This is a genomic window from Polaribacter dokdonensis (assembly GCF_024362345.1).
Taxonomy (GTDB): domain Bacteria; phylum Bacteroidota; class Bacteroidia; order Flavobacteriales; family Flavobacteriaceae; genus Polaribacter; species Polaribacter dokdonensis.
Window position 1 is genome coordinate 742716 of record NZ_CP101505.1, and the last position, 14200, is coordinate 756915.

13 protein-coding genes are annotated in these 14200 nt (G+C 29.6%); 2 read left to right on the forward strand and 11 right to left on the reverse strand.

Features of this window, described 5'->3' with window-relative positions:
* The 9 genes from LPB302_RS03485 to LPB302_RS03525 form a co-directional block, all read right to left on the reverse strand.
* Nucleotides 1-1038 carry an o-succinylbenzoate synthase gene (locus LPB302_RS03485; protein ID WP_053974943.1) on the reverse strand — a complete coding sequence of 346 codons (1038 nt, stop codon included), beginning with the start codon at nucleotides 1036-1038 and terminating at the stop codon, nucleotides 1-3.
* 6 nt (nucleotides 1039-1044) lie between these two features.
* The gene (locus LPB302_RS03490) at nucleotides 1045-1560 is read right to left on the reverse strand and encodes an SRPBCC family protein (RefSeq protein ID WP_053974944.1); all 516 of its coding nucleotides are present in this window, start codon (nucleotides 1558-1560) and stop codon (nucleotides 1045-1047) included.
* 9 nt (nucleotides 1561-1569) lie between these two features.
* Entirely contained in the window at nucleotides 1570-2502 is a 933-nt protein-coding gene (menA, locus tag LPB302_RS03495) for a 1,4-dihydroxy-2-naphthoate octaprenyltransferase (RefSeq protein WP_053974945.1), read from the reverse strand.
* Entirely contained in the window at nucleotides 2493-3995 is a 1503-nt protein-coding gene (locus LPB302_RS03500) for a PH domain-containing protein (RefSeq protein WP_053974946.1), read from the reverse strand. Before LPB302_RS03500 ends, menA begins: the two co-directional genes overlap by 10 nt.
* Nucleotides 3988-4500, reverse strand: coding sequence for a PH domain-containing protein (locus LPB302_RS03505; RefSeq protein WP_053974947.1), 513 nt, complete (start codon nucleotides 4498-4500; stop codon nucleotides 3988-3990). The genes LPB302_RS03500 and LPB302_RS03505 overlap by 8 nt, the downstream gene beginning before the upstream one ends.
* An 18-nt stretch (nucleotides 4501-4518) precedes the next feature.
* On the reverse strand, nucleotides 4519-5298 hold the full coding sequence (locus tag LPB302_RS03510) for a (Fe-S)-binding protein (protein WP_053974948.1): 780 nt from the start codon (nucleotides 5296-5298) through the stop codon (nucleotides 4519-4521).
* A 62-nt stretch (nucleotides 5299-5360) separates the two neighbouring features.
* Nucleotides 5361-6677, reverse strand: a complete 1317-nt coding sequence (locus LPB302_RS03515; protein ID WP_053974949.1) for a 4Fe-4S dicluster domain-containing protein — start codon at nucleotides 6675-6677, stop codon at nucleotides 5361-5363.
* Between the two features lie 23 nt (nucleotides 6678-6700).
* Nucleotides 6701-7669, reverse strand: a complete 969-nt coding sequence (locus LPB302_RS03520; RefSeq protein ID WP_053974950.1) for an MlaD family protein — start codon at nucleotides 7667-7669, stop codon at nucleotides 6701-6703.
* Nucleotides 7670-7723: 54 nt separating this feature from the next.
* The gene (locus LPB302_RS03525) at nucleotides 7724-8818 is read right to left on the reverse strand and encodes an N-acetylmuramoyl-L-alanine amidase family protein (RefSeq protein ID WP_053974951.1); all 1095 of its coding nucleotides are present in this window, start codon (nucleotides 8816-8818) and stop codon (nucleotides 7724-7726) included.
* A gap of 212 nt (nucleotides 8819-9030) precedes the next feature.
* On the opposite strand from LPB302_RS03525, the gene LPB302_RS03530 reads away from it, so the two are divergent.
* The gene (locus tag LPB302_RS03530) at nucleotides 9031-11601 is read left to right on the forward strand and encodes a putative LPS assembly protein LptD (protein WP_231658740.1); all 2571 of its coding nucleotides are present in this window, start codon (nucleotides 9031-9033) and stop codon (nucleotides 11599-11601) included.
* A gap of 40 nt (nucleotides 11602-11641) precedes the next feature.
* Nucleotides 11642-12022, forward strand: a complete 381-nt coding sequence (locus LPB302_RS03535) for a Rid family detoxifying hydrolase (protein ID WP_053974952.1) — start codon at nucleotides 11642-11644, stop codon at nucleotides 12020-12022.
* An 83-nt stretch (nucleotides 12023-12105) separates the two neighbouring features.
* Here the strand turns inward: LPB302_RS03535 and gap are convergent, their stop codons facing one another.
* Together gap and pfkA are read right to left on the reverse strand one after the other, a co-directional pair.
* On the reverse strand, nucleotides 12106-13101 hold the full coding sequence (gene gap / locus LPB302_RS03540; protein ID WP_053974953.1) for a type I glyceraldehyde-3-phosphate dehydrogenase: 996 nt from the start codon (nucleotides 13099-13101) through the stop codon (nucleotides 12106-12108).
* A 19-nt stretch (nucleotides 13102-13120) separates the two neighbouring features.
* Nucleotides 13121-14104: a 6-phosphofructokinase gene (gene pfkA, locus LPB302_RS03545; RefSeq protein ID WP_053974954.1), complete on the reverse strand. Its 984-nt coding sequence runs from the start codon at nucleotides 14102-14104 to the stop codon at nucleotides 13121-13123.
* Between the last annotated feature and the right edge of the window lie 96 nt (nucleotides 14105-14200).

Below are 14200 nucleotides of genomic sequence, written 5' to 3' on the forward strand. Positions count from 1 at the left end.
TTAAATATTAAAATTCCACTGTAAATTATTATTGTAATGTAAAGTTCCTTCTTTAACTTCTAAAGGACTTTGAATGTTATTCGTAAATAAGCTTCCTGTTCCTAAACCTTGAGGCAAATTACTTTGCAAAGTATAGGTAAATTGGGCAATTGCATTCAAGCCAATATTACTTTCTAATGCTGATGTTATCCACCAACCACTATTGTTCTCTTCTGCTAAATTAATCCATTCTGAGCTTCCTGCAAATCCACCAACCAAACTTGGTTTTAATATGATGTATTGAGGATTTATAGTATGAATTACTTTTCTTTTATCCTCAACAGAAAATACACCTATTAATTCTTCATCTAGTGCAATTGGCAAAGGAGTTTGCTCACATAATTTTGCCATTTCTTGCAATTGGCCTTGTTTTATAGGCTGTTCTATAGAATGAAGATCTAACTCTGATAAGGTTTTTAATTTTTCTAAAGCATTTTCTGGCAAAAATGCTCCATTAGCATCTACTCTTAATTCTATTTCTTTAGACGAAAACTCTTTACGAATTGAGGTTAACAATTCAATTTCTGTATCAAAATCAATAGCACCAATTTTCATTTTAATACATGAAAAACCAGATGCCAATTTATCTTTAATTTGAGATTTCATAAAAGACTTATCACCCATCCAAACTAAACCATTTATTGGAATAGCCTCTTTACCTTTTGTAAAATTAGATGGAAAAAGCTCGAATTTATTATTACTATTTAATGATAAAATAGCTTGCTCTAAGCCAAATTGAATAGAAGGATAATTACTTAATTCAAAAAGTAACTTTTGCAAACCTATATTGATGTTTTTACATGCCCAAGCTAGCTTTTCTTCATAATTAGGCAAATCATCTATACTTAAGCCTCTAAACAAACCTGTTTCTCCAATTCCTATTTTATCATTCTCATTTAAAATGATAAAATAAGTTTCTTTCGTTCTTAAAATTCCACGAGAAGTACCACTTGGATTTTTAAAATTGAGCGTATATTTTTTGTATTCAGCTTTAATCAAAATAAATTATTTATTCTCAATATAGGTTTTAAAATTATTTAGATAACCTTGGTCTTGATTTTGAAAAGTTGATTTAAAGTAAGGAAACATACAAGCCATTATATAAGAATCACTTCTACAGCTCGAATTTAAAGTTATAGTAGTAACACCATTGTTTTCTGTAAAAACGTAATCGTCTTTTTTAAGCATGTTTTCTGCATCAAAAAATAAAGTTACTTTTTCATTGGGTACATAAGCTACAACTTTTTCTGTCATTGTAATTTCTTGACCTTGGTTGTCTAAAACAATTTTATAACTACTACCTGTTTTACCTACGTTTTCATTTATTGTTTCTACAGTCTTAATTTCAGGAATCCAATTCTTTACATTTTCGGTATTGTTAAATGTAGTAAAAACATCAGCTAATGGCTCATTAACAGAAACTTGTGCTTTATAGTTGGTTTCTTTTACCAATAATCCTGTTACAAAAAACACAAGTACTAAAGCTGTAATTATACCTAATATTATTTTAATCGTTTTCATAAATGTTGTTTAAAATATAAAATTTGTAATTCCGAAAATTAATGCAAACAAGAATGTACTAAGTGCGACCTTTTTGAGTTCGCCATCTAATTCTGCAGGAATTGTATTTTTAGAAACAGTAATAATATTTTTTACTAATGGAATAAAAGCAATTAAATATAACAACTGGTAATAAGATTCAAAATTAAGATAAGTATAGCTTAAAGCAATTACTAAAGCTCCTAAAATTAAGAAATAATGATATATTTTTGCATTGTTATTACCCAATTTTACCACTAAAGTATTTTTGCTATTAATTTTATCTTGATCTCGATCTCTTAAATTGTTTAAGTTTAAAACAGCTGTACTTAATAAACCTATTGAAATTGCTGGCAAGAAAACCAACAAGTTAATATTTTTTGTAAATAAAAAATAGCTACCAACTACGCTTAACAATCCAAAAAAAAGAAAAACAAAAACATCTCCAAAACCAGAATAGCCATATGCTGAATTACCTACTGTGTATTTAATTGCAGCAGCTATTGATGCTATACCCAAACCAAAGAATAGAATAGAATATGCAAAGTTCTCTTTTCCAAAAGAAAAATAGATTAACAACAAGGCTATAATTAAAGTGATAATAGTGGTTACTATCATTGCATTTTTCATTTGCTTTGGAGTAATTGCACCACTAGAAACCATTCTTGCTTCACCTGTTCTATTTTTGTCTGAACCTTTTATTCCATCTCCATAATCATTAGCAAAATTAGAAAGTACTTGAAAACCAATAGTAGTTAAAATTGCTAACCAAAAAATTGGAGATGTTATAATAGACATTTTATTATCACCTAATAATGAATCATTTAAAACCTTTATCCCTAAAAACGAACCTACAATAATACCTGAAATTGATAAAGGTAAAGTTCTTAAACGTGCAGCTTTTATAAAACTTTTTACATCCATGGAGCGTTACTTGTTTCTACTTTATATAAAGTATGATTATAGATTTTAATGGCTTCTTGATAAGCTATACAAGGAATTTCAATTTTTCCAGATGCAGTTTGTAAAACCAGATCTGCAACATTACCTCTTTTTTGAAAAATAGATTGCTTCATTTTAATATTCTGAACTTTAAAAATATCTAAATATGTTAAATGAGTCTCTAATAAACCTTTACCCACAATTAACATTTCTTCAGAAATTTGATAGAATCTTTTTTTAACTTTTTTCAATAGCAAGAAAATGGTAATTGGAATAACTGCAAAAAGTGAATAAAAAACTTCTAGATGATCTATGAAATAAAAAATTGCTGAATAACAAATCAATAGAAATAAACCTGACCAAAAGAACAATCTTTTCTTATAATAAGAATCAGGATTCTGCTTTGCACCTTCCTCCACTGAGAGTTCTTTAAATACTGATGTTTTTACAATTTCTATTTGCTGCTCTTTACAACCCACTAAACGAATTAGTTTTTCTTTTTTTGTATTATTTACTTTACCACTTACAGCTTGTTTAAAAGTAATAAAAGAAATCCCTATCAACCTTTTTAAAGGGTTTGTAGAAATTGTAACATTCTGAATTTTCTGTTTTTTTAAAACAATAGATTTCTTAGTTAATAAACCTTGATTAATTTCAAAAGCGTCATCTTTTAAATACGCTCTTAAATTAAAATGTATCAATACAACTTTTACAAAAGAACTTAAAAGTGCAATAACTGTAAGTAGAATTACAAGAATAGTAACCAAAACTACACTTGCAGACAAATTACTAGTACTTTCTGAAATATAACCATCTAAAGCTTCTGATTGCCCAAAACTAGTAGAGATTTGCTGTATTTGATTAAAGAAACCAATTACTACAGCAAAGAATAAAAATAAATTCTGCAGATGATTTTCTGTAAGACTTACTCGTAACAGAGCAAAAAAGCCAATTTTTACAATGGGTTCTACCTTTTCTTCTTCAGCTACTTCACTAACCAATTTCTGACCTTGAGTAATTGTTGCTTTTAAAGCCTCTGCTTTTTCTAATGATAATGCTTTTATAACAATTTCTGTGTCTTTAGAACCTGCAGTTTCTATGCTAACTTCAAAAACACCTATTACTTGTTGAACTATATTTTGTTTAAAATTAATATTCTGAATTCGATGAAATGGGATTTCTACATGTGATTTTTTAAGAATACCTTTTTTAAGAATAAAATGCTGATTGTCTAATTTATATTGAAAGTTTATGTAGATTAAATAAGCTCTTAAAAACAATAATGTTAATAATAAACCAACACCCAAATAAATATAAGTTACTCCATAAGAAGAAAACTTTGAGAAGTCTTTAAATAGAATAAACAAGAAAATCCAAAACAACTTAATGACTCTATAAATTTCTGCAACATAAATGATGAAAATTCCTTTTGGAGACTGTTTAGAAAACTCAGAAAATGTATAAGAATTATGCATTAATTTTAGAGCTAATAAATTCTTTAATTTCTAATGCTTCTTGCTTTTTAATACCTTTAATTACTAAGTCATCACTAGAATCACCTGCAGTGTAAACGCTTAAAGAAGCGAGCTTAAATATTCTAGATATAGGTTTTTCATCTGTTTCTACGTGTTGAATTCTAGAGAATGGAACTGTAGTTGTTTTTAAAAATAATAATCCAGATTTATAGGAAATATCTCTATCTCTTAATGCATATTTTTTCTTCGGAAATGCAAGGAACAAATAAATTAAGTAAAGACCAAAAAAAGAACTATATCCAAAATATATAGTTGTATTGTAGGCTAAAATAGCCTCACTAAAAGCAAGTTGTTGCAAAGCAATTAACCCAGCAAAAAGTAAACTAAAAACTAAAAAAAAATTGATTAAGATTACTTTTAAATAATCTTTATCAATTTTTTTAAATCTTATTTTAGTAATGTCTGGTAAATCTGTAACGAGATCGTTTTTAAAATTTTCTGACATTTTAACTAAATACTAATTTTATAAATTATTTGCTTCTGCAATTAGCTCTGCAATATCTTTTACAACAACTTCAGCTTCTTTTTCTTTAAATTTAATACCATCTGTCATCATTGTATTACAATAGGGGCAGCCAGTTGCTATAATACTTGGATTTGTTTCTAAAGCATCTTCTGTTCTTAAAACATTTACTTCTTTATCTCCTGGTTCTGCATCCTTAAACATTTGAGCACCTCCTGCTCCACAACATAAAGCTGTAGATTTATGACGTTTCATTTCTGTTAAGTTTACTCCTAATCTTCTAATTAAATCACGAGGAGATTCATAAACTTCATTTGCTCTACCTAAATAACATGGGTCATGAAAAGTTACTCTTTTTCCTTTTAAAGTAGCATCGTCTATTTTTAAACGACCTTCTTTAATTAAATCTTGAATGAATTGTGTGTGATGATAAACTTCATACTTTCCTCCTAAAGAAGGATATTCATTTTTTATGGTGTTAAAAGAATGAGGATCACAGGTTACAATTTTCTTTACTTCATAGCCGTTTAAAACCTCGATATTCATCATAGCTTGCATTTGAAACAAGAATTCATTTCCTGCTCTTTTAGCTGCATCTCCTGTAGATGTTTCTTCTGTTCCTAAAACAGCAAAATTTACGTTTGCTTGATGTAAAATTTTTACAAATGCTCTACTAATTTTCTTAGCTCTGTCATCATAACTTCCTGCAGCACCAACCCAAAACAACACTTCTGGTTGCTTGCCTTGAGCCATCATTTCTGCCATTGTTGGTACATTCATATTCTTAGTTTTTAGTGTTAAATTTTCAATGATGTATTAAAAACTTAAAATTATATATTTTGTTATTCTTCTTTAGCCCAGTTTAATCTATCTTGTTGGTTGTATTGCCAAGGAGCACCATTATTTTCAACATTAGTCATCATCATGTTTAATTCTTGTGGTGCAGCACTTTGCTCCATCACTAAATATCTTCTCATATCCATAATAATAGAAAGTGGATCAATATTAACAGGACATTCTTCTACACAGGCATTACAACTTGTACAAGCCCAAAGTTCTTCTGGAGAGATGTAATCGTTTAATAATTGTTTTCCATCATCTTTAAACTCACCTTTATTTTCATCTATATTTCTACCAACTTCTTCTAAACGATCTCTGGTATCCATCATAATTTTACGAGGAGATAATTTCTTACCAGTTAAATTTGCAGGACAAGCAGATGTACATCTACCACATTCAGTACAGGTATATGCATTTAATAGTTGAACCCAACTTAAGTCTGCAACATCAGAAGCTCCAAACTTTTCTGGCACAGCTTCTTCTGCTCCTTCTTCTGGCATTGCATAAGGATCTGCATCAGGATCCATCATTAATTTTACTTCATTGGTAACAGCCTCTAAATTATTGAACTGACCTTTAGGTTTTAAGTTTGCAAAGTATGTATTAGGAAAAGCAAGTAAGATGTGTAAATGCTTTGAATAATATAAATAGTTTAAGAAAACTAAGATCCCCAAAATGTGAATCCACCAAGAAGTTCTTTCGATCAAATGAACAGTTTCTGCTGAAAAACCATCAAATAAAGGTGCTACAAACTGACTAATTGGATTTCCAATACCTGCTTCTTGAAAAGAAGTATCAGTAGCATTCATAACTATAAATAAGGTCATTAAAACCATTTCGAAATACAAAATATAATTACCATCTTTCTTTGGCCAACCTTGCATTTCTTTGCTTAAAAAACGTTTAATGTTAGAAACATTTCTTCTTGTCCAAAAAATAATAACAGCTGCAAATACTAATGCTGCTAAAATTTCGAAAGTACCAATTAGAAAAGCGTAAAAGCTATCACCAATAATACCCTGAAAAATTCTATGTGTTCCAAAAATACCATCTATAACGATTTCGAGAACTTCTATATTTATAATAATAAAACCAACGTAAACTATAATGTGTAAAAATCCTGAAAGTGGTCTTTTAACCATTTTAGATTGCCCTAAAGCAATCATGGCCATATTTTTCCATCTTTCTGATTTGTTATCAAAACGATCTACATCTTTACCAAGCTTAATGTTTCGTGAAATTTTTCTAATGTTCATCACAAAAAATCCAACTCCTAAAATTAGAGCTATGATAAAAAGTATATTGGGTAAATATTGCATTCTGTAAAAATTAAATTAGTATTTTAGTCTTTAATAAATAATAAACTATCTGGAGCTGTTGGTTCATATTCTTGTGGCTTTTTACCAAATAAAGAAAAGTGAACATATCTCTTTGGATTAATCTTTAAATCTCTTAACAATTGCTCTAACTCCTTAGTTGCTGCTTCTACATTTTTATACAACTCATCATCATTTATCAACCTTCCAATTGATCCATCAGTAGAATTTATTTTTTTAGACAATTCATTAAAATTATCTACTGCATTCTCTGCTTTCTGAACAATACTATTAAAGTTTACAGTTGTTAAACTATCTGCTAACTTATTTAGATTACCAGTAATGTTTTTAGTATTTTCTAGAGTAATTTTTAAATTATCTTGATTATCAACAACCATAGAATTTACGGTTTTAATCGTTTGTCTAAGCTCGTATATTGTTGCAGATAAATTTGATACTGATGAATTAATACCTTTAATTGTATTTTCATTTAGGACTTTATTTAAACCACTAAATAAAGTATCTGCGCTTACTATTACCTTTTCTATTTTTGTTTGTAAAGGATCTAATCTTTCACCAATAGAAGTAAATAAGCTTTCCTCCATTTCACCTTGAAGCATGTCTCCTGAAACAGCCATTTCACCTTCATAATTAGGAATAATTGCTAAGTTTGATGGCGATAATGGGTTTGGAGAATATATTTTTACAACACTACTTTTAGAAAACTGAAAATCGTTTTCAACAGCAAATGTTACAATTAATTGCCCTCTTTTTTCTTCTGTAGTATTAAATTCAATACCTTTTACCTGACCTACTTTTAATCCGTTTAAAGTAACAGTACTTGCCCTATTTAGACCACCTATTTTGGTATATTCCACTTGGAATTCTCTTGCTTTACCATCAAGTAAATCATGACCTTTTAAAAAATTAAAACCCCAAACAAATAAGATTATAACTACTAATAAAATGGCACCAATTTTTAATTCTTTAGACATAGGTAGAAATTTACTAACAATATTACTAATATTTTTTGGTTGTTTTAAGCAAATTTAAGGCATTTTATTCACTTCTTCTACAGATACTTTTTCGCCATTTTTAAAAGCGACAAGAAAAGCAGATTTGTAGCCTTTCTGTCTAGCAACTTTTAATGAATTTTTAGCCTCTTTGTATGAGGAAGTTACACCATAATAATATTTATAAAAGTTACCCAATTTTACCCTTTGAATATCCTTCAGGCCTTTGAAATTATAGGCTTTTGTTGCCAATTTATTTTTACCAGATGCAATTTGTACTTTAAATTCAATAAAATCTTTTTGCTCAACTACTGAGCCATCATCAACTACAGTATTAATTTTTAAATTGGTTACATAATTTTCAATTGCTTGTGCAACAGATTTGGCCATTTGCTTTTGACCTTGTTTGGAGTTCAGGTATCTACCCTCTTTCTTGTTTGTTAAAAACCCTAATTCTACCAAAACACTTGGCATTACTGTTTCTCTTAAAACTTGAAAATTATCTTGTTTTACTTTACGATCTAATCTGTTTAGTTGTTTTGTAAAATTCGATTGAATTAAACTTGCAATTTCTAAACTCTTATCTAAATTTTCTTCTTGTAACAGAGAGAAACCAACAACAGATTCTACAGAATTTGCATCAAACCCTTTATATCTTTGTTCGTAGTTTTCTTCTAATAAAACTGCTGCATTTTCTCTTTTGGCTATTTCTAAATTCTTCTTATTACCTCTTAAACCCAAAACAAAAGTTCCTGCTCCATGAGCAGCTGGTCTTGGTAGGTATGAATCACAATGAATAGAAACAAACAAATCAGCATCTGCTTTATTAGCTATGTCTCCTCTTTTCCATAAGTCTATAAAAACATCTTTATTTCTAGTATAAATGACTTGGATGTCTTTGTTTTTTTTTAGTTCTGCACCCACTAATAAAGCTACTTTTAAAGCAATATTTTTCTCATAATAACCATTTCCTCTGTTACCAGGATCTTTTCCTCCATGACCTGCATCTAAAACAATGGTATACTTTTTTTGCGCATTTGTAGTTATAGGTAAGAATATCGCAAAACAAAAGACTATAAAAAATAGCTTTTGGAACTTGGTATTAAATTTGTGGATTTGTAGAAAATTCATCAATAAAATTTAACTAATTTTGGCATCTTTAATTTTGTGTTTCAAATATTGAGCCATACTTTTACTCTAATACAAAAATAGTATTTATAGCATTGCAATCAAATCTATCATACCTACTTTTATTTTGCTGCTTCTTTTTTATAAAGTTAAGTTTTTCTCAAGATATTCCTACAAAAAAGAAAATCGTAATTCCATCTATAAAGAAAGATACTGTGATTGCCAAAAAAACAGATTCTTTAGGTTTGGCAAAAAGAGATTCACTTTTGCTTAAAAAAACAGATACTATAAAATCTGATTCTATAAAACCAAAAGAAACTATAGAAGACATCATTACACATATTGCTAAAGATTACACTATACAAGATGCAAAAAACAAAACTGTAACTCTTTATAACGAAGCCAATATAACCTATACAGATATTGATTTAAAAGCGGGTATCATTATTATAGACTACAAAAAGAACACACTCTTTGCTAAAGGAATTAAAGATAGTACAGGTTATAGTCAAAGACCTGTCTTTAGACAAGGAGCTCAAGAATCTGAACAAGATTCTCTATTGTATAACTTTAAAAGTAAACGTGCTTTAATCTATGGTTTAAAAACCCAACAAGGAGAAATGTTTACTTATGGTGAAAAGACAAAGAGAGTAAATGATTCTACAATTTATGTTAGAAAAATTAGATTTACAACATCAGATAAAGACAACCCAGATTATTATATTACAACAAATAAAGCAAAATTAGTACCTGGTAAAAAAATTATTGTTGGTACAAGTAATTTGGTTTTAGCAGATGTACCTACCCCATTATTTCTACCTTTTGCTTACTTTCCTATGAGTGAAACTAGTGTTTCTGGTTTTTTAATTCCTGCTTTTGATACAGGAAGTAGTACAAGAGGAATTGGTTTTCAGAATGGTGGTTATTATTTTGCTATAAACGATTATGTAGATTTAACTCTTTTGGGTGATGCCTATTCAAATGGTAGTTGGGGTGTAAGAGTATCATCAAACTATAATAAGAGGTATAAATTTAATGGAACATTTAGTTTTAATTTTGAAAACAACATAAATGGTATTCGAGGTTTTGACGATTTCTCTAGAGCCAATAATTTTAATGTAAGATGGTCTCACAATCAAGACTCAAAAGCAAGCCCTAATTCAAGATTTACAGCATCAGTAAATTTAGGTAGTAGTCGTTTTTTTAGAGAATCATTAAATCAGTTTAATGTTTCACAATCACAAAATAACACCTTTAATTCATCTATTAACTATAGCAAAAACTTTGTAGGCACTCCATTTAACATGGCTGTTACTGCTTCTCATCAACAAAATACCAATACAGAAAGTATTATAATGACTTTGCCATCATTAACACTAAACATGAATAGAATATATCCTTTTGCTGGCAAAGATGGAGTGAAGAAAAATCCTATTCAAAAGTTAGGTTTTAATTACAATATGCAAGGTCAGTATTTAATAAATACGACAGATGATGAGTTTTTTACCAGTAAAATGTTCGAAACTGCAAGAGCAGGAATGCAACATAAAACAAGTACAAACACTAATATAAAAGCATTTAGATATTTTACACTTTCACCAAGCGCAAATTATGAAGAAACGTGGCAATTTGATTATATTCAAAAAAATTATGATCAAACCAATAATGAAGTGGTTACTGATACTATAAGAGGTTTTAAATCTTATAGAGAATACAATTTGGGTGTTAGTTTATCTACCAATATTTATGGAGATTTTTCTTTTTCTAAAGGAAGACTAAAAGCCATAAGACACACTTTTAGACCAACAATTTCTTATACCTACAGACCAGATTTTCAAGACAGATACTTAGAGCAAGTACAACAAAGTGCTGATCCTTTAGACGTTATAGATTATACTGTATTTGATAATGGTATTTATGGAAGACCTTCTGGAGGTTTAAGTAATTCTATTGGTATATCTTTAAATAATGTTTTAGAGGCTAAAGTAGCCCCTAAAGACCCAGATAGTGATGAGGATGATGAAAAAATTATGATTTTAAATAATCTTAATTTTAATACAGCTTATAATATTGCTGCAGATAGTTTACGATGGTCTAATGTTACATTTAGTGCAGGTACTCGTTTGTTTAAAGATAAGTTAGCAGTAAATTTAACTGGTAGTTTAGATCCATATCAAGTGAATGAAAATGGAGTTAGAATTGATAAATTTAATCCAGGAATTTTTAGATTATCGAACGCAAACTTAACAGCTAATTACTCAATATCTAGTAAAGATTTTGAAAAAGAAGATAAAAACAAAAGTGCCAATCAAGAAAGTAGAAATGGAAATGGGGCTAATAATCCTCCAGATACTATGGGTGCTCAAATTGACCCAACAAATAGGTTTGGCAGGCAAGATGCCAATGATGTTGGTGGTGGAACCAAAGAAACTGAATTATATAACTCTAAAATACCATGGACATTAAACTTAGTTTATGCAGCCACTTATAGAAATAATGGTGTTGATCCTGGAGAAATTGGTGTACACACTTTAGGTTTTAGTGGAAATATTGAATTATCGCCAAAATGGAAAGTAGGTTATTCATCTGGTTATGATGTTAAAAATGGTGCGTTTTCGTTCTCAAGATTTAATTTTACGAGAGATTTAGACAGTTGGCAATTCAATTTTAATTGGGTGCCTTTTGGTTCAAATTCGTCATATACATTTTTTATTGGTGTAAAATCATCTACACTCGCTGATTTAAAGTGGGATAAAAACAAACCACCTGATAGATTATTGTTTTAAAAATCACTACATACAACATCTACATATATTTATAAATTACATGAAAAAAATAATAACTACAGACAAAGCTCCTGCTCCTATTGGGCCATACAACCAAGCTGTTTTAAGTGGAAACACCTTGTATACTTCAGGACAAATTGCTATTGATGCTGAAACTGGTGAGTTGGTTTTGGATTCAATTAAAATTGAAACAACAAAAGTTATGGAGAACATGAAAGCAGTTCTAGAAGCTGCTGAAATGACTTTTGAAAACGTGGTAAAATCTTCCATATTTATTTCGGACATGAAAAATTTTAAAGAAATAAATGAAGTCTATGCTCAATACTTTAATGAAGAAACAGCACCTGCAAGAGAAACTGTAGAAGTTGCCAATTTACCTAAATATGTAAATGTTGAAATAAGTATGATTGCTGTTAAATAAAGCTTTATTTACTTATTATAAACCTATAAAAAAACCTGATAGAAATTAATCTATCAGGTCTTTTATTTCCTTTATTTCTTTAATTATAGAGAAGCAGAATATTCTACTAAGTCTACTAATTTCGTTGAATAACCAATTTCGTTATCATACCAAGAAACAACTTTTACAAAGTTATCATTTAAAGCAATACCAGCATTTGCATCGAATACAGAAGTACGAGTTTCACCAACAAAATCTTGAGAAACAACTAACTCTTCAGTATATCCTAAAACACCAGCCATTTCATTTTCTGAAGCTGATTTCATTGCTGCTTTAACTTCTTCGTAAGTAGCACCTTTTTCTAACTTTACAGTTAAATCTACCACAGAAACATCCATAGTTGGAACTCTAAAAGCCATACCTGTTAATTTACCATTCAACTCAGGAATTACTTTACCTACTGCTTTTGCAGCTCCTGTAGAAGAAGGAATAATATTGTGAATTGCTGCTCTACCACCTCTCCAATCTTTATTAGATGGGCTATCAACAGTTTTTTGTGTTGCAGTCGCTGCATGTACAGTAGTCATTAAACCTTCTGCAATACCAAAGTTATCATTTAATACTTTTGCAATAGGTGCTAAACAGTTTGTTGTACAAGATGCATTAGAAAAAATGGTATCTGATGCTTGTAATTTTGTATGGTTAACTCCCATTACAAACATTGGTGCATCTCCTGAAGGTGCAGAAATAGCTACTTTTTTAGCTCCACCTTGAATATGTAAATTAGCTTGCTCTAAGCTTTTGAAGATACCTGTACATTCTAAAACGTACTCAGCACCAACTTCATCCCATTTTAAATCAGCAGGGTTTCTTTCTGCAGAGATTCTAATTTCATTTCCGTTAACAACTAGTTTACCATCTTTAACTTCTACAGTACCATCAAAAGCACCATGAACAGAATCGAACTTTAACATGTATGCTAAATAATCTACTTCTAATAAATCGTTAATAGCTACTACTTGTACGTTATCTCTTTTTACTGCAGATCTAAATGCTAACCTACCTATTCTACCAAATCCGTTAATTCCTATTTTTATCATTTTATTAATTCTTTTTATGTTATGTAGACATAATGTCTGACACTCTGATTAATTCTTTATTTATTTTTGATTGACCTTTGATTGCTTTATCTAATGGTGTTACAGACATTTTTTCATTTAAAAGCCCAACCATTAAATTAGATTGTCCTTCTAACAAACTCTCAACTGCTTTTACACCCATTCTACTTGCTAACACTCTATCAAAACAAGAAGGTGAACCACCTCTTTGCATGTGACCTAGCACTGAAACTCGCACTTCGTATTCAGGTAAATTTTCTTCTACGTAATCTTTTAATTCGAAAACGTTTTTACCAATTTTATCTCCTTCTGCAACAACTACAATACTAGATGATTTTCCTGATTCTTTACTTCGTTTTAAAGATTCTAACAAACGATCTAAACCAAGGTCTTCTTCTGGTATTAATATTTCTTCTGCACCTGCTCCTACTCCTGCATTTAATGCAATATGACCAACATCTCTACCCATTACCTCTACAAAGAATAATCTGTTGTGAGAAGATGCTGTATCTCTAATTTTATCAATTACGTCTACAACTGTATTTAATGTAGTATCATAGCCTAAAGTATGGCTTGTACCAGTAATATCATTATCTATGGTACCAGGAATACCCATTACTGGGAAATTAAATTCTTGATTAAAAATTAATGCTCCTGTAAATGTTCCATCTCCACCAATTACAACTAAGGCATCTATGTTAGCAGCAATTAATGCATCATATGCTTTTTGTCTGCCTTCTTTAGTTCTAAACTCATTAGATCTTGCAGACTTTAAAAAAGTACCACCTTTGTTAATAATGCCTTTTACACTTCTGGCATCTAAAGAAATAAAATCTCCTTCAATCATTCCTTGGTAACCTCTGTAAATACCTGCGCATTCAATTTTATAAAACGCACAAGTTCTTACTACTGAACGAATTGCAGCGTTCATACCTGGAGAATCTCCTCCAGAAGTCATTACTCCTATTTTCTTTATTTTACTCATATTTCAATGTAAAATTAATTCTTTTAAATGATTTATAATAATAAAGTTACGAAAACGATTGAGCCTAAATAGCCCATTTTTATTATATAAATGTTA